General features: G+C 64.1%; 25 protein-coding genes. 8 read left to right on the plus strand and 17 right to left on the minus strand.

Annotated elements, in window-relative coordinates:
- Nucleotides 1–131: 131 nt before the first annotated feature.
- The 3 genes from OWC48_RS03590 to OWC48_RS03600 all read left to right on the plus strand — a co-directional run bounded on the left by OWC48_RS03590 (nucleotide 132) and on the right by OWC48_RS03600 (nucleotide 1,758).
- A complete protein-coding gene (locus OWC48_RS03590) occupies nucleotides 132–698 on the plus strand; it encodes a thiamine pyrophosphate-binding protein (protein ID WP_282518701.1) in 567 nt (188 codons plus the stop codon).
- A gap of 11 nt (nucleotides 699–709) precedes the next feature.
- Nucleotides 710–1,318 carry a thiamine pyrophosphate-dependent enzyme gene (locus OWC48_RS03595; RefSeq protein WP_282518702.1) on the plus strand — a complete coding sequence of 203 codons (609 nt, stop codon included), beginning with the start codon at nucleotides 710–712 and terminating at the stop codon, nucleotides 1,316–1,318.
- A gap of 77 nt (nucleotides 1,319–1,395) precedes the next feature.
- Nucleotides 1,396–1,758 (plus strand): VanZ family protein, encoded by a 363-nt coding sequence (locus tag OWC48_RS03600; RefSeq protein ID WP_282518703.1) that lies wholly within the window; start codon nucleotides 1,396–1,398, stop codon nucleotides 1,756–1,758.
- Nucleotides 1,759–1,818: 60 nt separating this feature from the next.
- Here OWC48_RS03600 and OWC48_RS03605 read toward each other — a convergent pair whose 3' ends face one another.
- The 11 genes from OWC48_RS03605 to OWC48_RS03655 all read right to left on the minus strand — a co-directional run bounded on the left by OWC48_RS03605 (nucleotide 1,819) and on the right by OWC48_RS03655 (nucleotide 14,950).
- Complete coding sequence (locus OWC48_RS03605) at nucleotides 1,819–2,202, minus strand: DUF1236 domain-containing protein (RefSeq protein ID WP_014496647.1); 384 nt, start codon at nucleotides 2,200–2,202, stop codon at nucleotides 1,819–1,821.
- Nucleotides 2,203–2,316: 114 nt separating this feature from the next.
- On the minus strand, nucleotides 2,317–3,204 hold the full coding sequence (locus OWC48_RS03610) for a 2-hydroxy-3-oxopropionate reductase (protein ID WP_282518704.1): 888 nt from the start codon (nucleotides 3,202–3,204) through the stop codon (nucleotides 2,317–2,319).
- Nucleotides 3,205–3,216: 12 nt separating this feature from the next.
- Complete coding sequence (hyi, locus tag OWC48_RS03615; protein WP_282518705.1) at nucleotides 3,217–4,002, minus strand: hydroxypyruvate isomerase; 786 nt, start codon at nucleotides 4,000–4,002, stop codon at nucleotides 3,217–3,219.
- An 11-nt stretch (nucleotides 4,003–4,013) separates the two neighbouring features.
- On the minus strand, nucleotides 4,014–5,804 hold the full coding sequence (gene gcl / locus OWC48_RS03620; RefSeq protein ID WP_282518706.1) for a glyoxylate carboligase: 1,791 nt from the start codon (nucleotides 5,802–5,804) through the stop codon (nucleotides 4,014–4,016).
- Nucleotides 5,805–5,956: 152 nt separating this feature from the next.
- Nucleotides 5,957–7,759 carry an adenine deaminase C-terminal domain-containing protein gene (locus OWC48_RS03625; protein ID WP_282518707.1) on the minus strand — a complete coding sequence of 601 codons (1,803 nt, stop codon included), beginning with the start codon at nucleotides 7,757–7,759 and terminating at the stop codon, nucleotides 5,957–5,959.
- Between the two features lie 84 nt (nucleotides 7,760–7,843).
- A complete protein-coding gene (locus OWC48_RS03630; protein ID WP_282518708.1) occupies nucleotides 7,844–8,644 on the minus strand; it encodes an NYN domain-containing protein in 801 nt (266 codons plus the stop codon).
- Between the two features lie 53 nt (nucleotides 8,645–8,697).
- Complete coding sequence (locus OWC48_RS03635; protein WP_282518709.1) at nucleotides 8,698–10,197, minus strand: tripartite tricarboxylate transporter permease; 1,500 nt, start codon at nucleotides 10,195–10,197, stop codon at nucleotides 8,698–8,700.
- Nucleotides 10,197–10,682, minus strand: coding sequence for a tripartite tricarboxylate transporter TctB family protein (locus tag OWC48_RS03640; protein WP_282518710.1), 486 nt, complete (start codon nucleotides 10,680–10,682; stop codon nucleotides 10,197–10,199). The genes OWC48_RS03635 and OWC48_RS03640 overlap by 1 nt, the downstream gene beginning before the upstream one ends.
- Nucleotides 10,679–11,647 carry a tripartite tricarboxylate transporter substrate binding protein gene (locus OWC48_RS03645; RefSeq protein ID WP_282518711.1) on the minus strand — a complete coding sequence of 323 codons (969 nt, stop codon included), beginning with the start codon at nucleotides 11,645–11,647 and terminating at the stop codon, nucleotides 10,679–10,681. The genes OWC48_RS03640 and OWC48_RS03645 overlap by 4 nt, the downstream gene beginning before the upstream one ends.
- Before the next feature lie 114 nt (nucleotides 11,648–11,761).
- Complete coding sequence (locus OWC48_RS03650) at nucleotides 11,762–12,604, minus strand: IclR family transcriptional regulator (RefSeq protein WP_282518712.1); 843 nt, start codon at nucleotides 12,602–12,604, stop codon at nucleotides 11,762–11,764.
- 216 nt (nucleotides 12,605–12,820) lie between these two features.
- Nucleotides 12,821–14,950 carry an acetate--CoA ligase family protein gene (locus OWC48_RS03655; protein WP_282518713.1) on the minus strand — a complete coding sequence of 710 codons (2,130 nt, stop codon included), beginning with the start codon at nucleotides 14,948–14,950 and terminating at the stop codon, nucleotides 12,821–12,823.
- Nucleotides 14,951–15,298: 348 nt separating this feature from the next.
- Here OWC48_RS03655 and OWC48_RS03660 point away from each other — a divergent pair, with 348 nt between their 5' ends.
- From OWC48_RS03660 to frc, 3 genes are all read left to right on the plus strand, one after another.
- Complete coding sequence (locus OWC48_RS03660; RefSeq protein WP_166105920.1) at nucleotides 15,299–15,994, plus strand: GntR family transcriptional regulator; 696 nt, start codon at nucleotides 15,299–15,301, stop codon at nucleotides 15,992–15,994.
- Nucleotides 15,995–16,068: 74 nt separating this feature from the next.
- Nucleotides 16,069–17,802 (plus strand): oxalyl-CoA decarboxylase, encoded by a 1,734-nt coding sequence (gene oxc / locus OWC48_RS03665; protein ID WP_282518714.1) that lies wholly within the window; start codon nucleotides 16,069–16,071, stop codon nucleotides 17,800–17,802.
- A 147-nt stretch (nucleotides 17,803–17,949) separates the two neighbouring features.
- Complete coding sequence (gene frc, locus OWC48_RS03670; RefSeq protein ID WP_282518715.1) at nucleotides 17,950–19,227, plus strand: formyl-CoA transferase; 1,278 nt, start codon at nucleotides 17,950–17,952, stop codon at nucleotides 19,225–19,227.
- A gap of 317 nt (nucleotides 19,228–19,544) precedes the next feature.
- On the opposite strand, the gene bioB is transcribed toward frc, so the two are convergent.
- Nucleotides 19,545–20,531, minus strand: a complete 987-nt coding sequence (bioB, locus tag OWC48_RS03675) for a biotin synthase BioB (RefSeq protein ID WP_282518716.1) — start codon at nucleotides 20,529–20,531, stop codon at nucleotides 19,545–19,547.
- A gap of 305 nt (nucleotides 20,532–20,836) precedes the next feature.
- On the opposite strand from bioB, the gene OWC48_RS03680 reads away from it, so the two are divergent.
- On the plus strand, nucleotides 20,837–21,019 hold the full coding sequence (locus OWC48_RS03680) for a hypothetical protein (RefSeq protein ID WP_282518717.1): 183 nt from the start codon (nucleotides 20,837–20,839) through the stop codon (nucleotides 21,017–21,019).
- Nucleotides 21,020–21,203: 184 nt separating this feature from the next.
- Here the strand turns inward: OWC48_RS03680 and OWC48_RS03685 are convergent, their stop codons facing one another.
- The 3 genes from OWC48_RS03685 to OWC48_RS03695 all read right to left on the minus strand — a co-directional run bounded on the left by OWC48_RS03685 (nucleotide 21,204) and on the right by OWC48_RS03695 (nucleotide 22,032).
- Nucleotides 21,204–21,428 carry a hypothetical protein gene (locus OWC48_RS03685; protein WP_282518718.1) on the minus strand — a complete coding sequence of 75 codons (225 nt, stop codon included), beginning with the start codon at nucleotides 21,426–21,428 and terminating at the stop codon, nucleotides 21,204–21,206.
- A 54-nt stretch (nucleotides 21,429–21,482) separates the two neighbouring features.
- Nucleotides 21,483–21,725 (minus strand): transcriptional regulator, encoded by a 243-nt coding sequence (locus OWC48_RS03690; RefSeq protein WP_282518719.1) that lies wholly within the window; start codon nucleotides 21,723–21,725, stop codon nucleotides 21,483–21,485.
- A 97-nt stretch (nucleotides 21,726–21,822) separates the two neighbouring features.
- Nucleotides 21,823–22,032, minus strand: coding sequence for a cold-shock protein (locus OWC48_RS03695; RefSeq protein WP_028151479.1), 210 nt, complete (start codon nucleotides 22,030–22,032; stop codon nucleotides 21,823–21,825).
- A gap of 556 nt (nucleotides 22,033–22,588) precedes the next feature.
- On the opposite strand from OWC48_RS03695, the gene OWC48_RS03700 reads away from it, so the two are divergent.
- Nucleotides 22,589–23,278, plus strand: a complete 690-nt coding sequence (locus OWC48_RS03700; protein WP_282518720.1) for a hypothetical protein — start codon at nucleotides 22,589–22,591, stop codon at nucleotides 23,276–23,278.
- A gap of 153 nt (nucleotides 23,279–23,431) precedes the next feature.
- Here OWC48_RS03700 and OWC48_RS03705 read toward each other — a convergent pair whose 3' ends face one another.
- On the minus strand, nucleotides 23,432–23,674 hold the full coding sequence (locus OWC48_RS03705; protein ID WP_282518964.1) for a helix-turn-helix transcriptional regulator: 243 nt from the start codon (nucleotides 23,672–23,674) through the stop codon (nucleotides 23,432–23,434).
- Nucleotides 23,675–23,685: 11 nt separating this feature from the next.
- Nucleotides 23,686–24,246, minus strand: a complete 561-nt coding sequence (locus OWC48_RS03710; RefSeq protein WP_282518721.1) for a DUF2975 domain-containing protein — start codon at nucleotides 24,244–24,246, stop codon at nucleotides 23,686–23,688.
- Nucleotides 24,247–24,312: the final 66 nt, after the last annotated feature.

Below are 24,312 nucleotides of genomic sequence, written 5' to 3' on the forward strand. Positions count from 1 at the left end.
CACGGCAGGCCGTCTAGCGCAGATCACGGTGCTGGCCCGGACATGTTGACAATCCCGCTGCCTGCGTCAAGTTCGGCAGACCGCCGCGACGGCCAGAACCAAGAAGCATGCGCGGCCTAGGGGAGAACGCGATGGCGATTGCGGAGCAGCAGACCTCGTCCGAGGCGGCACGAGCCTCCAGTGACGAGAGCTGGCACGGCATCGTCCTGCAGACCTTGAAGCGGAACGAGATCAGCCTGATCCCTTACGTGCCCGACCGCGTGCTGACGCCGCTGATCAAGAACCTGCACGCCGATCCCTTCTTCACCACCTTTGCCACCGCCCGCGAGGAGGAGGCCGTCGGCATCGTCTCCGGCGCCTGGATGGGCGGACGTCGCGGCGCGGTGCTGATGCAGACCTCCGGCTTCGCCACGCTCGCCAACGTGCTGGCCTCGCTCGCGGTGCCCTATCAGATCCCGCTGATCATGTTCGTCTCCGAGCGCGGCACGCTTGGCGAGTTCAATTACGGGCAATCGCTGGTCTGCCGGACCATGCGCCCGGTGCTGGATTCACTCGCGCTGGAGCACCACACCATCACCCGGCTCGACGAGCTCGAATTCATCGCCGACCGCTCGATCAAGCAGGCCGTCACCACGCAGGCGCCGGTGGCGCTGATCCTCAACCCGCTGCTCACCGGCGGCAAGGTTTTCGACAAGTGAGGCCGGCCAAAATGAGCACAGATTTGGACAACCGCAACACCAAGGTCATGAACCGCTTCGATGTCACCTCGCGCCTGATCGCCAAGCTCAAGCACGAGGAAGCGGTGATCGGCGGCATCGGCAACACCAATTTCGATCTCTGGGCCGCCGGCCATCGCCCGCAGAACTTCTACATGCTCGGCAGCATGGGGCTGGCTTTCCCGATTGCATTGGGCGTCGCGCTGGCCCAGCCCGATCGCCGCGTCTTCGCGCTCGAAGGCGACGGCTCGCTGCTGATGCAACTCGGCGCGCTCGCGACGATTGCGGCGTTGAAGCCGAAGAACCTCATCATGATCGTGATGGACAACGGCATCTACCAGATCACCGGTGCGCAGCCGACGCCGGCCGCTGGCGTCGCCGACATCGTCGCCATAGCCACAGGCTCGGGACTTGCCAACAGCGCCTGGGCCGCGGACGAGGAGGATTTCGAGCGGCTGGTCGACGAGGCCATGTCCGCTGACGAGCCCAGCCTGATCGCGGTCCGCATCGACGACAAGCCGGGCGTCGGCGCCACCCGCAGGGATCCCGTCCAGATCCGGGAACGCTTCATGCACGGCCTCGGCGTGCGCGAGCCACTTTAACGTTTCGTCATTAACTACACGGCGATCTGATCCCCGCCCCGTAACAGGCCGTTGCAAATCCGTGCTATCGGCACCGGATGCCTATTTTTGTTCGCTTTTTTGCCTGGCTGCTCGCGGCCGCCGTCACTTTCGCAACCCTCGGCCCGCCCGGCCTGCGGCCCCATTCCGATCTCGGCCAGGACGGCGAGCACGCCCTCGCCTTCATCCTGGTGGGATTGGCCTTCGGCCTCGGCTACCGGAATCGCCGCTGGGCTGTCGCCGCCGTCGCGGTGGTCCTGATCGGCGCGCTCGAGCTGATGCAGTTCTGGGCACCGGGACGGCATGCGCGGCTGGAAGATTTTTTGGTCGATGCCGGCACCGCTTGCATCGGCTTTGCGCTCGCCGCCGTCACCGATTGGATCATGGCGCGCTTCCGCGCTAGTACGGCCCTGACTAACTAAGGCCTCGCGGAGTGACGCTCCGCGAGGCCCGGCTCTTCAAAGCCTTCACGCTCTGACCGATCAGTCGATGATCTTGACGACGCGGCGCGTGCGCGGTTCGACGATGACGCGGCGATCGTTCACGACCGCGTAGCGATACTCGGTGTAGTTCGGCACGGGGCGCAGCACCACGGTCGGGGGCAGCGGCTCGCCGACGACGACGCGCTCGTGGATCACGACGGAGTCGTCGCGCGGGATTCCGCCGAGCACGGCATTCGGGATTTCGAGGCCGGCGCCGACGGCCGCGCCGACGGTGCCGCCGACCATCGCGCCGATCGGTCCGCCGATGTCGCCACCCGCACGTGCGCCGTCCCTGGCGCCCTGTTCGGTCGTCGACTGGGCAAAGGCTGCACTCGACGCCAGCAGCGACACGGCAGCCAGCGAAATCGCAAGACGGGTCTTCATGTCCACACTCTCCAGTGTTTGTTGATGCGCCTTCAACCGCGGGGCCGGAGCATTGTTCCGGTTCCCCCATGATGAAAGGCACGTCAAATCTGGAGACTGTTACCGGGTAACAGTTCAGGTCGCGGCGATCTCGTGTCCCGCCATCAGTTCCAGTGCCCGCACCATCGCGGAATGATCCCAGGCCTTGCCGCCATGCGCGGCGCAGGACGAGAACAATTGCTGCGCCAATGCCGTGCTCGGCAGCGACAGGCCGAGCGCGCGCGCACCTTCCAGCGCGAGGTTGAGGTCTTTCTGGTGCAGCTCGATGCGGAAACCCGGCTCGAAATTGCGCTTCACCATGCGCTCGCCATGCACTTCGAGAATCCGTGACGAGGCAAAGCCGCCCATCAGCGCCTTGCGCACGAGAGCGGGATTGGCTCCCGCCTTGGATGCGAACAGCAGCGCTTCGCTCACCGCCTCGATCGTCAGCGCGACGATGATCTGGTTGGCCACCTTCGTCGTCTGGCCATCGCCATTGGCGCCGACATGCGTGACGTTCTTGCCCATCTTGTCGAAGATCGGCTTCATGGTGCCAAAGGCCCGCTCCGGCCCGCCGACCATGATGGTGAGGCTCGCGGCCTTTGCCCCGACCTCGCCGCCCGACACCGGCGCGTCGAGATAGTCCGCCCCCAGCGCCTCGATCTTCTTCGCAAACTCCTTGGTCGCCAGCGGCGAGATCGAGCTCATGTCGACGACGATCTTGCCCTTGGAGATGCCGCTCGCGACACCGTCCTTACCGAACAGCACCGCCTCCACGTGCGGGGTGTCAGGCACCATGATGATGACCGCATCCGCCTCCTCCGCGACCTCCTTGGCTGACTTGCAGGCGATGCCGCCCGCCGCGATCAGCTCGGGCGGCACGGGCGTAACGTCGTGCAGCAGCACGCGATGGCCCGCGGCCAGAAGATGGCCGGCCATCGGCCGTCCCATGGTGCCAAGTCCGATGAAGCCGATGTCGATCATGTCTAGGTTTCCTCAGGTCTCGAATGTCTGCGCGGCGTGCCAGGACAGGCCTTCCAGCGTCGTGGTGCGCGGCTTGTATTCGCAGCCGATCCAGCCGCGATAGCCGATCGCGTCGAGGTGGCGGAACAGGAAGGGGTAGTTGATCTCGCCGGTGCCGGGCTCGTGGCGACCGGGATTGTCGGCGAGCTGGATGTGCGCGATCTGCGGCAGATATTCCTGCATGGTGCGGGCGAGATCGCCCTCCATGATCTGCATATGATAGATGTCGTATTGGACGAACAAATTGTTCGATCGCACCTCGGAGATCAGCTGCACCGCCTGCTCGGTGCCGTTGAGAAAGAAACCGGGAATGTCGAGCGTGTTGATCGGCTCGACCAGCAGCTTGATATTCTCGCGCGCCAGCGTCGAGGCGGCAAAGCGAAGGTTGCCGACCAGCGTTTCGTTGAGCTCGCGCGGGTCGGCATCGGCAGGCGCGATGCCGACGAGGCAATTGAGCTGCTCGCAATCGAGCGCCTTGGCGTAGTCGATGGCACGGAACACACCGTCGCGAAATTCACTGACGCGATCGGGCAGGATCGCGATGCCGCGCTCGCCCGCTGCCCAGTTGCCGGCCGGCAGATTGTGCAGCACCTGCGTCAGCCCGTGAGCCTCGAGCTGCTCGCGCAGCAACGCCTTGTCGAAATCGTAGGGGAAGAGATACTCGACCCCGGAGAAGCCCGCCGCTTTCGCCGCGGCGAAGCGGTCGATGAACGGCATCTCGTTGAAGAGCATGGTGAGGTTGGCGGCAAATTTCGGCATGATGCTCTCCCCTATTCCGCCGGCTGCAGCACGCCGGGACGCTTGATCCCGACCTCGTCCAGCGGCAGGTCCAGCACCTCCTCGAACTCGACGATGTTGTCGATCTCCGTGCCCATCGCGATGTTGGTGACGCGTTCGAGAATGAACTCGACCACGACGGGCACGCGGTGCTTCGCCATCAATTCACGTGCGGTCGTAAACGCCGCCTGCGTATCCTTGGGATCAGTGACGCGGATCGCCTTGCAGCCCAGGCCTTCGGCGACCGCGACATGGTCGACGCCGTAGCCACCGAGCTCCGGTGCGTTGACGTTCTCGAAGGAGAGCTGGACGTGGTAATCCATGTCGAAGCCGCGCTGGGCCTGGCGGATCAGGCCGAGATAGGAATTGTTCACGACGACGTGGATGTAGGGCAGATTGAACTGCGCCCCGACCGCGAGCTCCTCGATCAGGAACTGGAAGTCGTAATCGCCGGACAGCGCGACGATCTCGCGATCCGGACATGCCGCACGAACACCGAGCGCGGCGGGCAGCGTCCAGCCGAGCGGGCCGGCTTGCCCGGCATTGATCCAGTTGCGCGGCTTGTAGACGCCCAAGAACTGCGCGCCGGCGATCTGCGACAAGCCGATCACGGTGACATAGGTGGTGTCGCGGCCGAAGGCCTTGTTCATCTCCTCGTAGACGCGCTGCGGCTTGATCGGCACGTTGTCGAAATGGCTCTTGCGCAGCATCGTCTTCTTGCGATCGCGGCAAGCCGCGGGCCACGCCTGGCGCTCGCGGAGCCTGCCAGACCGGCGCCACTCCCTGGCGACGGTGACGAAGAGTTCGAGCGCGGCCTTGGCGTCCGAGACGATGCCGAGATCGGGATTGAACACGCGCCCGATCTGGGTCGGCTCGATGTCGACATGCACGAAGGTGCGGCCCTTGGTGTAGGTCTCGACCGAGCCGGTGTGACGATTGGCCCAACGGTTGCCGATGCCGAGCACGAAGTCGGATTCCAGCATCGTCGCATTGCCATAGCGGTGGCTGGTCTGAAGGCCGACCATGCCGGCCATCAGCACGTGGTCGTCGGGGATCGCACCCCAGGCCATCAGCGTCGGCACGACCGGCACGTTGGCGATCTCGGCGAATTCCACCAGCAGGTCCGAGGCGTCGGCGTTGATGATACCGCCGCCCGCGACGATCAGCGGCCGCTCGGCGGCGTTGAGCATCTCCAGCGCCTTCTCGACCTGCTTGCGCGTCGCGGTGGGCTTGTAGACCGACAGCGGCTCATAGGTCTCGTCGTCGAACTCGATCTCGGCGAGCTGCACGTCGAGCGGCATGTCGATCAGCACCGGGCCCGGCCGGCCCGAGCGCATGACGTGAAAGGCCTGGCTGAACACACGCGGCACCAGCGCCGGCTCGCGCACGGTCACAGCCCATTTGGTTACGGGCTTTGCGATCGACTCGATGTCGACGGCCTGGAAGTCTTCCTTGTAGAGCCGTGCGCGCGGCGCCTGGCCGGTGATGCAGAGGATCGGAATGGAATCGGCGATCGCCGAATAGAGCCCGGTGATCATGTCGGTGCCGGCCGGCCCCGACGTGCCGATGCAGACGCCGATATTGCCGGCCTTCGCCCGCGTATAGCCCTCGGCCATATGCGAGGCGCCCTCGACATGGCGCGCGAGGATGTGGCGGATCGACCCGCGCTTCTTCAGCGCCGAGTACAGCGGATTGATCGCGGCCCCGGGAACGCCGAAGGCAGTCGAGATGCCTTCCTTCTCCAGAATTCGCACGGCAGCATCAACGGCTCGCATCTTCGCCATATCGGACCTCGCTTGAGTTGCGTCAGCGAGCGTGATCATCAGGCGTGCAAGATGCGATCTCAACGAGATCGATTTTATTTTCCACGATGCGGCAGCCGCGGAAAAACCGCGGCGCTCTCAAGCGGTTAGATCGACATCGACGTGAAAGCCGCTCACTCGAACAGCGGCGCGAGCTCCATCTGCGGCACCAGCACGAGGCCCTTGTCGGTGATGCGAATTTCCGGAATGACCGATAGCGGAATCAAATTGAAGCCCATGTAGGGGATGGTGCAGCCGGCTTCGGCCCATTCCTTCTTCAGCACCTTGACCGCTTCGGCGACCTCGGTGACCCGTTTGTCGGAGAGCAGGCCGGCAATCGGCAGCGGGACCAGCGCCCTCACCTTGCCGTCGGCAACGACGCAAACGCCGCCCTGCTCCGCCTTGATGGCTGATATCGCCGCCTGCATGTCGTCCTCGTTGGTGCCGGCGACGATGATGTTATGGCTGTCGTGCCCGACGCTGGAGGCGACCGCGCCGCGCTTCAGGCCGAAATCCTTCAGCAGGCCGTAAGCGACATTGCCGGCCGACTTGCCGTGGCGCTCTACCACCGTGACGAAGCACAGGCCATAGCGCTCAAACAGCGACGGCCAATCCTTGGCCGGCTCGATCGCGACCTTCTCATGGATCAGCGTAATACCCGGCAGCGCGGTCTTGATGGCATTGACGGTACACGCCGTCGCCGGCAGCTCCGGCGTCAGCTTGACCTTCTCCGGAAGCTTCACCGTCGCATAGGCCGCCTTCGGATATTGATAGCGTTGCGACAGCGCCTGATCGAGCCGCGGCGTAATCTTGCCATGCTCAACCACCAGCTCGCCGCCATACCAGGTGCATTGCGGTCTGAGCTGATCGTCCATCAGCACGAGATCGGCGCGGCGGCCGCCGCCGAGCCCGCCGATGTCGCCCTCCATGCCGAACCGTGTGGCGCCATGCAGCGAGCCCATCGACCAGGCCTGCTCCGGCGACATCCCCGCCTTCACGGCTTCACGCACCACCCAGTCGAGCCCGAATAGCAGCAAATCATCGGCGTCGCGGTCGTCGGTGCACACGGCGGTCCGCTTGTGCGAGGCCCCGAGCTCGGTGATCGTCCGGATCGCCTGCGGCAGCGAATGCCATGGCGTGGTCGGCGGACCGCCACGCAAAAAGACCCAGACGCCGGCATCGAGCAGATCGTCGGCGATGTCGCGATCGATCGCCTCATGGGTGTCGGTGACGCCGGACGCCGCATAGGCCGCGACGAATTCACGGCCGTAAACGTGTCCGGACACCGGCCGTCCCCGCTTCAAGGCAGCGGCAAGGATGGCATGGCTGCGCTCGTCGCCCATCGTGACAGGCACAAAATCCATCTTCTCGCCGAGCGCGACCGCTTCGGGCCAGCGGTCGAACAGGCCGGCGATCTTGTCCGGCGTGAGGTCGCCGCCCGCGGTCTCCAGTTCCGCCGACGTGGCCGGCACCGTGCTCGGCACCGTCAAAAAGATCGAGAGCGGCGCCTCGCGCGCGTCCTCCAGCATCGCCTCGACACCGGCGACATCCATGACGTTGCCGATCTCGTGGCTGTCGCAGAAGATCGTGGTGGTGCCGTTGAGGAGCGCGGCTTCGGCATAGGCGCAGGCCGTCACCATGGAGGATTCGATGTGGATGTGCGGATCGACCAGCCCCGGCGCGATGATGCCGCCGGCGGCGTCGTAAAGCGGCACCCCGCCCCAGACCTTCTTCGCCGCCCCGGCCGGCTTCACCGCTGCGACGCGGCCACCAGTGATCCAGACCTCCCGACCGGGATGGAGGCGCTCCGAATAGGTCGAAAGCACCCGGGCCCCCGTGACCACCAGATCCGGTGCGACGCGCGCGGAGGCAACATCGGCCAGACGCCGGGTCATCGAATGCAGCGGTGCGACGGCGAAGCGGGTAAGTCTGGTCATCGGGCCCTCGCGTGGCGTTACGGCCCAGCGATGGTTACGCCCTGCGCCAAACCGGGCAAGCGCAAATATAACGGCAGGCCCTGCTTACGCTTTAGGCGCCGAACTGCCGGTCGCCCCCGCCCTTGCAGGCCTGCGCGGGTTCCGCCTTCGCGGCGGTGCGGCGGCAGCGGGCTTGACCCGAATTCGCATCGACCGGCCCTTTGATTCATCGATCTCGAACGAGTTCGTCTTGCGCACGAGGTCGCTCAGCTTGCGGAACCCGAACGTTCTCGGATCGAAATCGGACGCCAGATTGGCGAGCTGCCGGCCGACTTCGCCGAGCGCGACCCAGCCATCCTCGCTCTCCATCTGGGTGATGACCTTCTTGATGATGGGCGTGGCGGCATCGGGCGGCTGAAGCGAATTCGATCTCGAGGCGGCGTCCTGGGTGGTCGCCGGGACGGCAAGCAGGTTCTCGGTGTAGACGAACCTTCGGCAGGCCTGCCTGAAGCTTTCCGGCGTCTTCTGCTCGCCGAACCCGAACACATCGACGCCCTGCTCACGGATGCGGGCAGCCAGACGGGTAAAGTCGCTGTCGGACGAGACCAGGCAGAAGCCGTCGAACCGGCCGCTGTGAAGCAGGTCCATGGCGTCGATGACCAGGGTAATGTCGGAGGCATTCTTTCCCGTCGTATAGGCGAACTGCTGCTGCGGGATGATGGCGTGTTTGGACAGGATGTCGGCCCAGCCCCTGGACCGCGCATTGGAGAAGTCGCCATAGATGCGGCGAACGCTGGCCTCGCCGATCTTGGCAATCTCCTCGAACAGGCCATCCGCGATCTTCGCAGAGGCGTTGTCGGCATCGATCAGGACGGCGAGACGGGGCGAGCGAAGTTCCGACGGCATGGCGTTCCTCAACGAGCTGGACGCAGCATTAGAGGACGCGCGCGCCGGGACGGCTAGTCCTCATTCGCCTTGAAGCGCCCCATCCCCTTCAGCACGAACGGGGCCAGCAGCGCAACCAGCGCGATGCCGAGCAGCGTCGCCGAGATCGGGCTCTGGAGCAGCGCCATGGGATCGCCGAGGCTGATCGCGAGCGCGCGGCGCAGCTGGCTCTCGGCGATCGGTCCGAGGATCAGGCCGACGACGACGGGCGCGATCGGAAAATCGAACCGGCGCATCAGGAAACCGAGCACGCCGAAGCCGGCCAGCATCGACAATTCGACCACCGACGGCTTTGCGGCGATGGTGCCCATGGTCGCGAACACGAGAATGCCGGCATAGAGCCACGGTTGCGGGATCGCGAGCAACCGCACCCACAGGCCGACCAGCGGCAGGTTGAGCACCAGCAGCATGCAATTGGCGATGAACAGGCTCGCGATCAGGCCCCAGACCAGGTCAGGCCGCTCGGCAAACAGCAGCGGCCCCGGGTTGAGGCCGTATTGCTGGAACCCCGCCAGCATCATCGCAGCGGTCGCCGAGGTCGGCAGCCCGAGCGTGAGCAACGGCACCAGCGTGCCGGCGGCGGAGGCGTTGTTGGCGGCCTCCGGTCCCGCGACGCCTTCGATCGCGCCCTTGCCGAATTCTTCCGGGTGTTTTGTAAGCCGCTTCTCGGTGGAATAGGACAGGAAGGTCGGAATCTCCGCACCGCCCGCGGGCAGCGCACCGATCGGGAAGCCGAACATGGTGCCGCGCAGCCACGGCTTCCACGAGCGCTTCCAGTCTTCCTTGGTCATCCACAGCGAGCCGCGCACCGGCTCGAGCTTTTCCTCGGTGTGGTGGCGGCGCGATGCGACGTAGAGCGCCTCGCCCACCGCGAACAGACCAACCGCAAGCGTCGTCACCTCGACGCCGTCGAGCAATTCAGGAACGCCGAACGCAAGCCGCGCCTGACCGGTCAGCTTGTCGATGCCGACCAGGCCCAGCGTCAGGCCGATGAACAGGCTGGTCAGGCCGCGGATCGGAGAATCGCCGAAGGTCGCCGACACCGTGACGAAGGCGACGCACATCAGCGCGAAGTAATCCTCGGGACCGAAGCGCACGGCGAAATCGACCAGCCACGGCGCGAGAAACGCCAAGCCAATCGTGGCGATGGTGCCGGCAACGAAGGAGCCGATCGCGGATGTCGCAAGCGCCGGCCCGCCGCGGCCGGCCTTGGCCATCTTGTTGCCTTCGAGCGCGGTCGCCATCGAGGCGCTCTCGCCGGGCGTGTTGATCAGGATCGCGGTGGTCGATCCGCCATACATGCCGCCGTAATAGATGCCGGCGAACATGATCAGCGAGCCGCCGGGATCGAGCTTGTAGGTGACAGGCAGCAGCAGCGCGACCGTCAGGGCCGGGCCGATGCCGGGCAGCACGCCGACGGCCGTGCCGAGGAACACGCCGATCAGCGCATAGAGCAGGTTCATCGGCTGGACGGCGACCGCCATGCCGTGGGCCAGCGCGGCAAAGGTGTCCATCACAGCAGTCGCTCCAGCGGGCCGGTCGGAAGGCTCAGCGTCAACAGCCGGTCGAACGCGAGATAGATGAGAGTGGACATCACGAGAGCGATGATGCTGTCGACGAGGACGGCACGGCGCCCGAAGGCCGCCGACGTCGTGACGAACAGCGCCGACGTCGCCAGGATGAAGCCGCCGCCGAGGCCGATGATGGCAATGAGGAGCGCAAGGCCAACCAGGATCAGAACCACCGGCACGGGATCGGCGCTCTCGCGCGCCGGCAGATTGCCGCGCAGTGCGTCGATGAAATTACCGATCGCGAGCAGCGCGAGGCCGGTGGCGACCACGACCGGCATCGCCTCCGGTCCCATCCCGTACATCGCAGTGGATTGCAGCCCGCGCGCGTCCCAGACCAGCACCGCGGCGAGCACGGCGAGCAGCGCAGCAATGACGATGCCGGCGCGATCGACGCGCCGCGGCGGCTGGACGGGATCGCCTGAGGTCATGACTTGACCAGGCCGACCGATTTCAGCACGTCGGTGACGCGCACGGTTTCCTTCTTCAGGAAGTCGGCGAAGGCGTCGCCGCCGAGATAGGCGTCCTCCCAGCCCTTCTGCTTGAGGATCTCCTTCCAGGCGTCCGACTTCACCATCTTCTCGACCGCATCGCTCAGCGTCTTGCGCTGCTCCGGCGTGATGCCGGGAGGCGCGACCACCGAACGCCAGTTGGCGATCACGAGGTCGATGCCCTGCTCTTTGAAGGTCGGGGTCTCGCTGCCCGCGATGCGCTTCTCCGATGTCACGCCGATCGCGCGCAGCTTGCCGGACTTGATCTGCCCCTCATATTCGCTCAACCCCGAAATGCCCGCGGTGACCTTTCCGCCCAGGATCGCTGCCAGCGATTCGCCGCCGCCGGAGAACGGGATGTAGTTGATCTTCTTCGCATCGGCGCCGACGGCGCCGGCAAACAACGCCGCCATGACATGGTCGACGCCGCCGGCCGAGCCGCCGGCGAAGGTCACCTTGGCGATGTCGGCCTTCACTGCCGTGGCCAGATCCTGCGCGGTCTTGATCGGCGAATTCGCCGGTACCACGATCACCTGGATTTCCTCGGTGAGGCGCGCGATCGGCGTCACCTGCTCGAGCGTCACCGGCGATTTGTTCATGGCGAGCGCGCCCACCATGACGAAGCCGTTGACCATCAGCTGGTTGCCGTCGCCCTTGGCGCTATTGACGAACTGCGCGATGCCGACGCTGCCGCCGGCGCCGGGAACGTTGGTGACCTGCACGCTGCGCGCGACGCCCGAAGCGACCAGCGCCTGCTGCATCGAGCGCGCGGTCTGGTCCCAGCCACCGCCCGGGGCCGCCGGCGCCATCAGCTTGAGCTCGAGCTGCTGGGCCAACGCGAGCGTAGCTGCCGCAAGGGTCAGCGCGACGGCTGCGCCGACAAGGCGCGCGGGAAATTTGAACATGGGGGCATTCTCCAAGGCTCGTGCGGACGTCGTTGATCGGTTGCCGCATTGTGTCGTTTGGTCGCATATCAGCCAAAACGGCCGATGCTGTCCAGCGACAGGCCCGGTTCCTTGTTAGCCAGACTTCGGAATCACCCCGCCGAGCGCGACGGTCAATTCGCCGGCGACTTCGCGCACGATTTGGCCGATTTCCAGCAATCTGTCGTCGGTCAGGCGGCTGGTCATGCCCGAGACGGAAATCGCCGCAAGCGGCTCTGCGCAGTCGTTGTAGACCACTGCGGCAATACAGCGCAGGCCCATACAGGCTTCTTCATCGTCGAGCGCAAAACCCTGCTTGCGGATCTTCTCGAGCTCCTTGAACAGGTCGCCCGGCCGCACGATCGACTTCTCGGTCAGGCGGGGCATGCCGTGATGGCGGATGACCGCGCCGACGTCCTCGTCCGAATAAGTCGCGAGCACTGCCTTGCCGACGCCTGACGTCACCATGGCGACGCGGCCGCCGACCTGGGTCAGCGAGCGCATGATCTCGCGGCTCTCCATGCGGGTCAGCACGATGATGAACTCGTCGTCGACGACAGCGAGGTTGGCGGTCTCGCGGGTGAGATCGCGCAGCTTGCGCAAGTAAGGAATCGCCTGCGTGGAGAAATTACGCCGCCGGGCAAAGCTCGCGCCCACGGTAAAACTGCGCACGCCGACATGCCATTTGGACTCGGCGCGGTCGAACTGCACGAAGCGGCGGCTTTCCAGCGTCGCCAGCAGCCGGTGCACGGTCGAGGCGGACAGGCCGGTGCGCACGGCGAGGTCGCTGAGGCGATAGCCTTCGTCGTCTTCGGCCAGTGTTTCGAGGATCGACAGCGCGCGGTCGACGGACTGCACGCCGCCATCGCGCGCGTCGTGGTCGGCCTCCGATGGCGATCGAGGCTCGAGCGATTTGCGCCGGATCACGTTCTTGCTCATCGCGACCTGACCGTTCTCCCTCGCCCTATTCTTATTTCCCTCTCCCCGCTTGCGGGGAGGGGTCAGGGTGAGGGGGAGTCTCCGCGAGGACGGTGACAGTCAGACTCGTGGAGAGTCCCCCTCACCCGAATTGCTTCGCAATTCGACCTCTCCCCGCACGCGGGGAGAGGTGAATAACCACCCGCTCCGGATCATATCGAAGCGGCTTCGTCATACTCAGAGCAGCCCTGCTCCGCGCGCCCACTTGTACTTGGCGCCGAGCACCTCGACCGGAAGCTCGGTGGAGTAGGCGTAGGCCGGGATGCCGTTCTGGTAGAGATATTCGGCGGCTTCCTCGACCTCGACGTCGCCGGCGAGCGAGGCGACGATCGGCTTCACGAAGCCCTTGGCCTCCATCTCCTTCTTCACCTCGACCATGTTGCGGGCGAACACCATCGGCGGCGTGACGATGGTGTGCCAGTAGCCGAGGATCAGCGAATGGATCCGCTCGTCCGACAGGCCGAGCTTCACCGTGTTGACGTAGGTGATCGGCGGCTCGCCGCCGGTGATATCCACAGGATTTCCGGCCGCACCGAACGGCGGGATGAACTTGCGGAAGGCCGCATCCAGATCCGGCGGCATCGACATCAGCGACAGGCCGTTGTCGACGCAGGAGTCCGACAGCAGCACGCCCGAGCCGCCCGCACCGGTGATGATCAGGACGTTCTCGCCCTTCGGCGTCGGCAGCACCGGCACGCCGCGGGCGAATTCGAGCAGCTGCCGCAGCGAACGGGCGCGGATCACGCCCGACTGCGCCAGGACGTCCTCGTAGATCTTGTCGTTACCGGCGAGCGCGCCGGTATGCGACGAGGCCGCCTTGGCGCCGGCCGAGGTGCGGCCGGCCTTGAGCACGACGACCGGCTTCTTCTTGGAGACGCGCTTGGCGGCTTCCGCGAACGCACGGCCGTCCTTGAGGTCTTCGCAGTGCTGCGCGATCAGGTTCGTGTTCGGATCCTGCTCGAAGAAGGCGAGCAGATCGTCTTCGTCGATATCGGACTTGTTGCCGAGGCCGACGATCGCCGAGACGCCCATCTTGGCCGAGCGCGAGAAGCCGATGATGGCCATGCCGATGCCGCCCGACTGCGACGACAGCGCCGCGTGGCCCTTGACGTCGTAAGCCGTGCAGAAGGTCGCGCAGAGATTGGCCGGCGTATAGTAGAAGCCGTAAATGTTCGGCCCCATCAGGCGGATGTCGTACTTCTTGCCGACCTCGACGATCTCGGCTTGAAGCTCCGGCGCGCCGGCTTCGGCGAAGCCCGACGGAATCAGCACCGCACCCGGGATTTTCTTCTCGCCGCATTCGGTGAGCGCCGCCGCCACGAACTTCGCGGGGATCGCGAACACGGCCGTGTCGATCACGCCCGGAACGTCCTTGACGCTCTTGTAGGCCTTGTAGCCGAGGATCTCGGATGCCTTGGGATGGATCGGATAGATGTCGCCCTTGTAGCCGCCGTTGATGAGGTTCTTCATCACGGAGTTGCCGATCTTGCCGTCCTCGGCGGAAGCGCCGACCACGGCGACCGCCTTCGGCTGCATGATACGGCTCATGGCCGCGACGATCTCTTCGGTCGGGCGCGGCTTGGGCTTCGGCACATAGGCGAAGTCGACGACGATGCGCACGTCGGCGGCGATCGCGTCCTTGGCCGTCGCGAACACCGGGTTGAGATCGAGCTCGACGATTTCGGGGAAATCGGTGACGAGTTGCGAGACCTTGACGATGACGTCGGCGAGCGCCGTACGGTTCACCGCCTCGCCGCCGCGAACGCCCTTCAAAATCTCATGCGCCTGGATGCCGTCGAGCATCGAGAGCGCGTCTTCCTTGGTTGCGGGCGCGAGGCGGAAGGTAATGTCCTTCAGGACTTCGACCAGCACGCCGCCGAGGCCGAAGGCGACCAGCTTGCCGAACGAGCCGTCGGTGATCGAGCCGACGATGACTTCGGTGCCGCCGGCCAGCATCTGCTGCACCTGGACGCCCTCGATCTTGGCATCGGACTTGTACTTCTTGGCGTTGGAGAGAATGGTCTCGTAGGCCTTCTCGGCATCCTCGGCCGTCTTGAGGCCGACGATGACGCCGCCGGCTTCGGTCTTGTGGAGAATGTCCGGCGAGACGATCTTCATCACCACCGGGAAGCCCATCGAGGAGGCCATTTTGCCGGCCTCACCCGCCGACCTGGCCACGCCCTCCTTCGGCACCGGAATGCCGTAGGCGTCGCAGACCAGCTTGCCTTCCGGCGCGGTCAGGCTGGTGCGGTTGTCCGCCTTGACCTGGTCGAGCACTTTGCGGACGGCATCTTTGGAATTGGACATATGGCTTCTCCCTTGACCTCAGTTCGTTCTTTTCAAAGCGCGCGCATGTAGCGGCTGCCAGTGATGCTTGCCATTCGCCGCGCTCTGTTCCATGTCGCGGAACGGAGTGGCATAAAGCCCACATTACTCCGCCGCTTTGGATCAAAAATGGCTGGCGATGGCATTTGGTATGCCAGAAGCCAACTTGTCAAGCTGCTGCATGACTTAGAACGCCGCAAAAAATAGCCAGCTTGACATTCTGGCATGTGGTATGCCAAAAACTTTCCCGTTAATAATCCTGTAAAAGACGACTCCCACTGGAGGAGATTCGTCGTGTCACTGCGGAAACCAACCAAGGCGTTGCCGAACATGACCGAGGCAGATATCGCAATCGTTCGTATTGCCCCGGAGAGCAGCTTCAAGAACAAGGCGTATGACGCCTTGAAGGAAGCCATCCTCAAGATGGACATCTACTCGACGCCCGAGCCGGTGATGCTCGACGAGCGCGCGTTGTCCGAACGCCTGGGTGTCAGCCGCACCCCGATCCGCGAAGCCATCGCGATGCTCGAGCAGGACGGCTTCGTGAAGACGGTTCCGCGCCGCGGCATCATGGTGGTGCGCAGGACCAAGAGCGAGATCGTCGACATGATCCGCGCCTGGGCGGCGCTGGAGAGCATGGCGGCCCGCCTGATCACCACCACCGCACGCAAGAAAGACATCACGGCGCTGCGCGACTACTTCAAGGATTTCGGCAAGGACCGCCTGCCCGAGGATCACGTCGAGGAATATTCGCGCGCCAACATCGCCTTCCACCAGGCGCTGATCTCGCTGTCGGAATCGCCGGTGCTGGTCGATCTCACCAACGATCTGCTGCTGCACGTGCGCGGCTATCGCCAGCTGACCATCGGACGCAAGGATCGCACCGCCACTTCGCTGCCCGAGCATCTCAGCATGATCGAAGCACTGGAAGCGCGCGACACCGAGCTCGCCGAGAAGCGCGCCCGCGACCACACCCTTGGCCTTGCCGCTTACGTCGAAGCGCACGGTCAGGAACTGTTCACCTAGCAACGTTCACCAGAAGGGCGAGCCATTCGCCCACAAAGCCTAAAACGGCATATGAGACCAGGGAGACAAGGCCCATGCTGAATACCGCGACCAAGTCCGAAGCACCGGGCACCGAGCAGGAACTGACGGATGGCTTTCATCTCGTCATCGACGCGCTCAAGCTGAACGGCATCAACACCATCTATAATGTGCCGGGCATCCCGATCACGGATTTGGGCCGCATGGCGCAGGCCGAAGGCATTCGCGTGATCTCCTTCCGCCACGAGCAGAACGCCGGCTACGCCGCGGGCATTGCCGGCTACCTCACCAAGAAGCCCGGCGTCTGCCTCACGGTGTCGGCGCCCGGCTTCCTCAATGGTCTCACCGCGCTCGCGCACGCCACCACCAACTGCTACCCGATGATCCTGATCTCGGGCTCCTCCGAGCGCGAGATCGTCGACCTCCAGCAGGGCGACTACGAAGAGATGGACCAGCTCGCGATCGCCAAGCCGCTGTGCAAGGCGGCCTATCGCGTGCTGCATGCCCAGGACATCGGTATCGGTCTCGCCCGCGCCATCCGCGCGGCGGTGTCGGGCCGTCCGGGCGGCGTCTATCTCGACCTGCCGGCAAAGCTGTTCGGCCAGGTGATGAACGCCGATGCCGGCCAGAAGTCGCTGGTCAAGGTGATCGACGCCGCGCCCGCGCAGATCCCCTCGCCCGCTTCGATCAAGCGCGCGCTCGACGTGCTCAAGGCGGCGAAGCGTCCGCTCATCATTCTCGGCAAGGGCGCGGCCTACGCGCAGGCTGACGAAGAGATCAAGTCGTTCGTCGAGAAGAGCGGCGTGCCGTTCCTGCCGATGAGCATGGCCAAGGGCCTCCTCCCCGACACGCATCCGCAATGCGCTGGCGCCGCGCGCTCCACGGTGCTGAAAGAATCCGACGTCGTGCTGCTGATCGGCGCCCGGCTGAACTGGCTGCTCTCGCACGGCAAGGGCAAGAGCTGGGGCGAGACCCCGAAGAAGTTCATCCAGGTCGACATCGAGCCGCGCGAGATGGACTCCAACGTCGAGATCGTCGCGCCCGTCGTCGGCGACATCGGCTCGGTCGTATCGGCCTTCAATCAGGCGATCAGCACGGGTTGGACCGCGCCGCCGGCCGAATGGACCAAGGCCATCGTGTCCAAGCGTGACGAGAACGTCGCCAAGATGGCGCCGAAGCTCATGAACAACAAGTCGCCGATGGACTATCACGGCGCGCTCGGCGTGCTGAAGAACGTGATCAAGGATCACCCGGAGGCGATCCTCGTCAACGAGGGCGCCAACACGCTCGACCTCGCCCGCGGCGTCATCGACATGTACAGGCCGCGCAAGCGCCTCGACGTCGGCACCTGGGGCGTGATGGGCATCGGCATGGGCCAGGCGATCGCGGCGGCGCTCGAGACCGGCCATCCCGTGCTCGCGGTGGAAGGCGACTCGGCCTTCGGCTTCTCCGGCATGGAGGTCGAGACCATCTGCCGCTACAACCTGCCGATCTGCGTCGTCATCTTCAACAATGACGGCATCTATCGCGGCACCGACGTCAACAGCGTCAACGCCGATCCGGCGACGACGGTGTTCGTCAAGGGCGCGCGCTACGACAAGATGATGGAAGCCTTCGGCGGCGTCGGCGTGAATGCCACCTCGCCCGACGAGCTCAAGCGCGCCGTCAACGAGGCGATGGCCTCGGGCAAGCCGACGCTCATCAACGCGGTGATCGATCCGGCCGCGGGCTCGGAGAGCGGCCGCATCGGCAACCTCAATCCGCAGAGCGTTCTGCAGAAGAAGAAGTAAGGCATGATCCGGAAAAGCGCACAGCGGTTTTCCGAAGAGATCATGCCCAAACAAAAGAGCTGAAGCGCCAAGCGCGCTTTAGCCTCCTCTCCTTCAACCCTATTCCCTGCCGGGTGCAGGGGCAGACACAGAGTACGGAGCAATACGATGACCAAAGCGCTCAAGGGCGTTCGCATTCTCGACTTCACCCACGTCCAGTCCGGGCCGACCTGCACGCAGCTGCTGGCATGGTTCGGCGCCGACGTGATCAAGGTGGAACGTCCGGGCGTGGGTGACATCACCCGCGGCCAGCTGCAGGACATCCCGAACGTGGACAGCCTGTATTTCACCATGCTCAACCACAACAAGCGCTCGATCACGCTCGACACCAAGAACCCCAAGGGCAAGGAAGTCCTCACCGAGCTGATCAAGAAGTGCGACGTGCTGGTCGAAAACTTCGGCCCCGGCGTGCTCGACCGCATGGGCTTCCCCTGGGAGAAGATCCAGGCGATCAACCCGAAGATGATCGTCGCCTCGATCAAGGGCTTTGGCCCTGGCCCCTACGAAGACTGCAAGGTCTATGAGAACGTCGCGCAGTGCACCGGCGGCGCCGCCTCGACCACCGGCTTCCGCGACGGCCTGCCGCTCGTCACCGGCGCGCAGATCGGCGACAGCGGCACCGGCCTGCACCTGGCGCTCGGCATCGTCACCGCGCTCTATCAGCGCACGCATTCGGGCAAGGGCCAGAAGGTCACCGCGGCGATGCAGGACGGCGTGCTCAACCTCGCCCGCGTCAAGCTGCGCGACCAGCAGCGCCTCGCGCATGGTCCGCTCAAAGAATACAGCCAGTTCGGCGAAGGCATTCCGTTCGGCGACGCCGTGCCGCGCGCCGGCAACGATTCCGGCGGCGGCCAGCCCGGCCGCATCCTGAAGTGCAAGGGCTGGGAGACCGATCCCAACGCCTACATCTACTTCATCACCCAGGCTCCGGTCTGGGAGAAGATCTGCGACGTGATCGGCGAGCCCACCTGGAAGACCGATCCGAACTACGCCAAGCCCGCGGTCCGCCTGCCGCGCCTCAACGAGATCTTCGGCCGCATCGAACAGTGGACGATGACGAAGACGAAATTCGAGGCGATGGAAATCCTCAACAAGGACGACATCCCCTGCGGGCCGATCCTGTCGATGAAGGAGATCGCCGAGGACCAGTCGCTGCGCGCCACCGGGACCGTGGTCGAGGTCGATCACCCGACCCGCGGCAAGTACATCTCGGTCGGCAACCCGATCAAGCTGTCGGATTCTCCGAGCGAGGTGGAGCGCTCCCCGCTGCTCGGCGAGCACACCGACGAGATCCTGCGCAGCGTGCTCGGCTTCAGCGATCACCAGGTCGCCGACATCCACAAATCCGGCGCGCTCGACCCGCCGCAGAAGCAGGCCGCTGAGTAAGCGGATCTAGTTCAAGCCAAGAGGAAAGGGCCGCCCGAAGGGGCGGCCCTTTTTGCTTCAGAAGGCCGTGCGGTCGCGGCTCAAACTTAAAAACTGAAAAACAACCCCATGCACAGTAGCTAACCCCTTGGCCACAAGACGATTTCGTATTTTACGAAACGCCCTTTGACACGTCGGGCAAAACAGGTGCATTATGCCATGATCCGACAAAGCCAATATCCTGCCCGGCGAAGAGCGGCCGAGGGGTTGTTCGTCGGACAAACCACCCAACGGCCAGGGCATGATCGGGAAAGCGGCTCAGCGGCTTGCAAAAAAGGTCAGAGGGCCTCCAGCCCCAGCCGGCCAAACAACTTCCGATCGGCTTCGTCCTGCGGATTGCCCGCAGTCAACAGCGTGTCGCCGACAAAGATCGAGTTTGCACCGGCAAAGAAGCACAGCGCCTGCATCTCGTCGGTCATCGCCGACCGCCCCGCCGAGAGTCGCACGAAAGAGGCCGGCATCATGATACGCGCCAGCGCGACAATGCGCACGAACTCGATAGGACCTATCGGCGTCGCCTTCGCCATCGGCGTTCCCGGAATCGGGATCAGCATGTTGATCGGCACGCTCTCCGGCGCTTCCGGGAGGTTGGCGAGCGTGACCAGCATGTCGACGCGGTCCTGTTCGCTCTCACCCATACCGAGAATTCCGCCGCAGCACACTTTCATGCCGGCCTCGCGGACATGCTCCAGTGTGTCGAGACGATCGGCGAATGTGCGGGTGGAGATGACGCTCGGATAGTAGCGCTCCGAGGTATCGATATTGTGATTGTAGTAATCAAGCCCGGCTGCACTCAGCCGGTCGGCCTGATCCCGGTCGAGCATGCCGAGCGTCATGCAGGTCTCGAGCCCGAGCTCCTTCACGGCTCCGACGACCTCGACAATGGCATCCATGTCGCGCGGCTTCGGATTGCGCCAGGCCGCCCCCATGCAATAACGCGTCGCGCCGCTGTCTTTTGCCTTACGTGCCTCGGCAACGATCTTCCCGACCTCCATCAACTTGGAGGCTGCAAGAGCGGTCGCATGATGCGACGACTGGCTGCAGTAACCGCAGTCTTCCGGACAACCACCTGTCTTGATGTTCAGCAGCCGGCTCAACTGCACGCGATTTGGGTCAAAATGCTCCCGATGTACGGATTGTGAACGGAAGAGCAGATCGTTGAAGGGAAGCTGGTAAGCCGCCCATGCATCTTCACCGGTCCATCTTTGAGACCTTTGCGGCCTTTCCTTCGCGGGGATTGTCTCCCCGTCGTTCACACCGAACATTACACATCTCCTGACATTGCGGCGGGACCATCGCACTATCGCAAACCTGGCGCCAGTCCGCAGGGTCCCTGGAACATAAGCGGCGGCGTGCCGTTGTTAGCTAAGCCGGCGTGCTATCCCGACGTACGAGCAACGCAGCCGCCAAGGCGAGTAACTGAAACACATCGCAAAAGCATCTGCGCAACGCTGCAGAATTGGTCTTCTTCTCGCCCCGAAAGGTAGCAAGCCCACGCACAGCGTTTGCGGGTGGGAGGCGTCGGCCAGCACTTGTCCTGTCACAGCTTGTTGATCAAAACGAGGTCGAAATGTTGAGAGATCAATCCTCGGATCGGGCCAAGCGTGAAGCCAACAAGGCGTTCAAGCCTGTCAAAACGCAGAAGCCGATGAATGACTATGCGAAGGACCAGCACTCCTTCAACGAGAACCGCGAGCGCCTGAAGGCGGAGCGATTGGCCCGCGAGGCCAAGTCGGGAAACCGCTCCGAATAGGAAACGCTCTCTGGCTGGTTACGATCTTATGTCCGGGCGATTGAAGGTCGCGCTGAAGGCGCTGCGTCGAAATCGATGCCGGACCTAAAGCGCGATGAGATCGGAATAAATCGTCTCGCACTTTAGGTTATTGCTTGAGCATGATCTTTTCGGAAAACCGCTTCGCACTTTTCCGGCTCATGCTTTAGAGCATCGAGAGCACGACGATCCCGTCTTCGAGCTCGCCGGAAGCCAGCCGGCTCCGCGCAATGCGCTCGAACTCCGTCCGGTATTTCTGAAGATAGCTGAAGGCCTGTTTCTGCGTCTGGAACGTAGTCGCAAGGCGGCACATCTGCCGGCCTGCGCCAAGCGCGAGAAAGAAGGTGATTGTGCCGCCGCTGTCCGACTTGACCCTAGGCACGATCCGCACTCTTTGGCATGTGACCGGCCCTCTCCAGATTTTCGTCGGCGCTGTTGAAATCGACTACTGCGACAGCTTTCTCTTGCGCTTCGTCAGGGTCGGCGCCGGCAACGATGCTTGAAGAGTTGCATCGGCCGCTTCCTTGGCTTCGCGCAGCTCGCGAAGCCGCGCCATGTTCTTGCGAACATCGACGGCCTGTCTTTCGACGTCCGCCATGGCCCGCGTTCCCTCCTCGGCCGCCAAACGCTGACGGTTGGAACGCGCAATGCTTTGGGGTGACGGTTCAGCCGACTTCTTGCCGCTCATGCTTCACCCACTCCGACAACGGACAAAACCCGCTCAATCCCTGGGATCGAGCGGGCAGCGTGGCCGTTTCAGTACATCCGTGAAACGGCGCAGTATCTTAAGCCAGCGAGAGATTCTCTGCGCTGACCTTGCCTCGCATCTTGTCGGTCTTGGCCTCGAAGTTGACCTTCTGGCCCTCGGCGAGACCTGAGAGACCAGCCCGCTCGACCGCGCTGATGTGAACGAACACATCGTTGCCGCCGTCGTCGGGCTGAATGAATCCAAAGCCCTTTTGGCCGTTGAACCACTTCACGGTACCTGTCGTCATTATTCTTCTCCAAAGCGCATACGCGCATATTCCGCGTGACACTCACGCGGAACCAGATTCAATTCGTCGATGTCTCTGGAAAAGGAGCCCGCGGGCGCATTCAACAAGGCACAGCGGCTGAACGAACAAGCATCACGGTATACCCCATCATCGCCAGTTGCAAGGCTTGGCGGGATTTAATGCCTCATGGGCCGCAGTGGAACTTTTTCAACTTTGAGGATTCAGGCCCGAAAGGCGCCTGAGACAAGGTGAGTTGCGCGTTCGCAGCCGCGATTGGTGCCAGCTGACCGTGCTCGCCTGAGAGCGTCGACACGATGTCGCGTTATCGAGCGCTCACCGTACACCACCAGCAAGCTGCTCTCGGAAGAACCGCACCACTCTCCCTCCAGCCAAAATCGACTACGGGCACCGAAAGGCTGCCAAGCGCCACACGTGCGGGCACCACCGCGAAGGGATCGCAGATCGCACCTGACAGTACGGGGTCGGACTGGAAGCGTGAACGACTTGCTCCCGGCGTTGGCGTCAAGGCAAGGTGCTGGAAAACAGGGAGGTCAGCATGTCACTGCTCGGTAAGGCCGCCGTCGCGATGTGGTGGAGCGTCCGCCCCGAGCAGCGTGCGGAGTTCGGCGACTGGCATTCCCACGAACATTTTCCCGAGCGGATGAGCATTCCCGGCTTCCGGCGCGGATCTCGCTGGACCAGCACGACGGACACCGAAGGCTTCTTCGTGCTGTACGAGCTGGAGCGGTACGAGGTGCTCACGTCGAAGGGATATCTCGATCGGCTCAACGCGCCGACGCCATGGTCGACCAAGATGATGCCGCATCATCTCGGCATGGTCCGCAGCCAGTGCCGCGTCGCCGCCAGCTTTGGCGGTGGCGTCGCGACCTCGCTCGCCACCATCCGGCTTTCGCCGGAGGCCGGGCGCGAGGCGGAGTTGCAGACACATCTCTCGGAGATGCTCGGCAAATTGGCGCAGATGCCGGGACTGACCGGCGCCCACCTCCTCCTGACCGACACGCCCCGGACCAGCTCGCCCACCACCGAGCAGCAGATCCGCGGCAAGGACGGGGCCGCCGACTGGATCATGCTGCTGTCTGGTTACGATGCCGACGCGATCGAGCAGGTGACCGCCGACCGACTTTCGCCGGCGGCGCTTGGCGCTCTGGGCGCGCAGGACAATCCGACGATCGGCCGCTACCGGCTCGCCTTCACGATGACGCCGCAGGATGTGGCAGCGATCTGACGGATCGATCGTCCGGCCGGCCCGCGAGGTAGAGCTCTCACCAGGCGAACTCGATTCGAGTGAGCGCGCAAACGGCCAACCGTTGCACATGGATGATGTGTTTCAGGTTCTCGCGTGCAGCCCGAAGGCGCACAAGTCACGCCAGGCGTGAGCTCAGCTCCCCTCGCCTGCGTCCCCGTCGCTTCCCTCCTCGCCCGCGACATATTCGAGGATGTCTCCGGGCTGACAATCGAGCTCGCGGCAGATCGCGGCCAGGGTCGAGAAGCGCATCGCCCTCGCCTTGCCCGTCTTCAGGACCGACAGGTTCTGGATGGAAATGCCGATTGCGTCGGCAAGGTCCCCGAGGCGGCGCTTCCGCTTCGCAAGCATGACATCGAGGTTCACGACGATCGGCACCAGCATTCACCTCAGATCGTCAGCTCGTTTTCGGACTGCAGCAGGATGGCGTGCTCGATGACGAATTTCAGCGCCATCAGGAACATCCCGCCCGCGATCGTGCCGATGTCGAGGTTGTAGGACGGCAGGAAGAACTTGACGTCGCCGATCTCGTGCAAGGCATAAGCCACCGCGTTGCCGGTGATCAGGTCGATGAACGGCCAGATCACCAGAATGATCCCCATCCACCACACGCCCTGAAGCGTCTCGGATACGAAGATCCGGCCGCGTGCGAATCGGTGCACCATACGGTGCAGGATGCCGATCAACACGGCGAAGAACGAGAGCTGAAGCGCAAATAGCGTCCAGAACAACAGCTGTCCCGGGCGCGACATCTCGAGCGGATTGGCGACGAGGCCTGCGCATTTCACCTGGTCGGGACCAAGGCTCGCCGCGATCGAGGCGGAGGCGGTCGTGCTCCGGAGGTAGGCGAGCCACACCACCACCGGCAGTGCCGCCCAGATCGCCCAGAACGCAAGATCGAGACGCCGGAACCAGCTCTGCCGGGCCTCCCGTACCGATATCTCCGCCACACCCATCTCCAAGCACTCCGCAATTTCCAGGCAACCAACCTCCCCTAATATGCATGTTCCGTGTGA

The sequence above is a fragment of the Bradyrhizobium sp. Arg816 genome (assembly GCF_029989365.1).
GTDB lineage: Bacteria > Pseudomonadota > Alphaproteobacteria > Rhizobiales > Xanthobacteraceae > Bradyrhizobium.

Bases quoted from the DNA above. Each gene is read 5' to 3' on its own strand.
- OWC48_RS03590 (WP_282518701.1), top strand. From the start codon at position 132: ATGGCGATTGCGGAGCAGCAGACCTCGTCCGAGGCGGCACGAGCCTCC.
- OWC48_RS03660 (WP_166105920.1), top strand. From the start codon at position 15,299: ATGACCGAGGCAGATATCGCAATCGTTCGTATTGCCCCGGAGAGCAGC.
- gcl (WP_282518706.1), bottom strand. From the start codon at position 5,804: ATGGCGAAGATGCGAGCCGTTGATGCTGCCGTGCGAATTCTGGAGAAG.
- OWC48_RS03630 (WP_282518708.1), bottom strand. From the start codon at position 8,644: ATGCCGTCGGAACTTCGCTCGCCCCGTCTCGCCGTCCTGATCGATGCC.
- oxc (WP_282518714.1), top strand. From the start codon at position 16,069: ATGCTGAATACCGCGACCAAGTCCGAAGCACCGGGCACCGAGCAGGAA.
- OWC48_RS03640 (WP_282518710.1), bottom strand. From the start codon at position 10,682: ATGACCTCAGGCGATCCCGTCCAGCCGCCGCGGCGCGTCGATCGCGCC.
- OWC48_RS03595 (WP_282518702.1), top strand. From the start codon at position 710: ATGAGCACAGATTTGGACAACCGCAACACCAAGGTCATGAACCGCTTC.
- OWC48_RS03690 (WP_282518719.1), bottom strand. From the start codon at position 21,725: ATGAGCGGCAAGAAGTCGGCTGAACCGTCACCCCAAAGCATTGCGCGT.
- OWC48_RS03680 (WP_282518717.1), top strand. From the start codon at position 20,837: ATGTTGAGAGATCAATCCTCGGATCGGGCCAAGCGTGAAGCCAACAAG.
- bioB (WP_282518716.1), bottom strand. From the start codon at position 20,531: ATGTTCGGTGTGAACGACGGGGAGACAATCCCCGCGAAGGAAAGGCCG.
- hyi (WP_282518705.1), bottom strand. From the start codon at position 4,002: ATGCCGAAATTTGCCGCCAACCTCACCATGCTCTTCAACGAGATGCCG.
- OWC48_RS03645 (WP_282518711.1), bottom strand. From the start codon at position 11,647: ATGTTCAAATTTCCCGCGCGCCTTGTCGGCGCAGCCGTCGCGCTGACC.
- OWC48_RS03700 (WP_282518720.1), top strand. From the start codon at position 22,589: ATGTCACTGCTCGGTAAGGCCGCCGTCGCGATGTGGTGGAGCGTCCGC.
- OWC48_RS03635 (WP_282518709.1), bottom strand. From the start codon at position 10,197: ATGGACACCTTTGCCGCGCTGGCCCACGGCATGGCGGTCGCCGTCCAG.
- OWC48_RS03695 (WP_028151479.1), bottom strand. From the start codon at position 22,032: ATGACGACAGGTACCGTGAAGTGGTTCAACGGCCAAAAGGGCTTTGGA.
- OWC48_RS03600 (WP_282518703.1), top strand. From the start codon at position 1,396: ATGCCTATTTTTGTTCGCTTTTTTGCCTGGCTGCTCGCGGCCGCCGTC.
- OWC48_RS03610 (WP_282518704.1), bottom strand. From the start codon at position 3,204: ATGATCGACATCGGCTTCATCGGACTTGGCACCATGGGACGGCCGATG.
- OWC48_RS03605 (WP_014496647.1), bottom strand. From the start codon at position 2,202: ATGAAGACCCGTCTTGCGATTTCGCTGGCTGCCGTGTCGCTGCTGGCG.
- OWC48_RS03650 (WP_282518712.1), bottom strand. From the start codon at position 12,604: ATGAGCAAGAACGTGATCCGGCGCAAATCGCTCGAGCCTCGATCGCCA.
- OWC48_RS03655 (WP_282518713.1), bottom strand. From the start codon at position 14,950: ATGTCCAATTCCAAAGATGCCGTCCGCAAAGTGCTCGACCAGGTCAAG.
- OWC48_RS03625 (WP_282518707.1), bottom strand. From the start codon at position 7,759: ATGACCAGACTTACCCGCTTCGCCGTCGCACCGCTGCATTCGATGACC.
- frc (WP_282518715.1), top strand. From the start codon at position 17,950: ATGACCAAAGCGCTCAAGGGCGTTCGCATTCTCGACTTCACCCACGTC.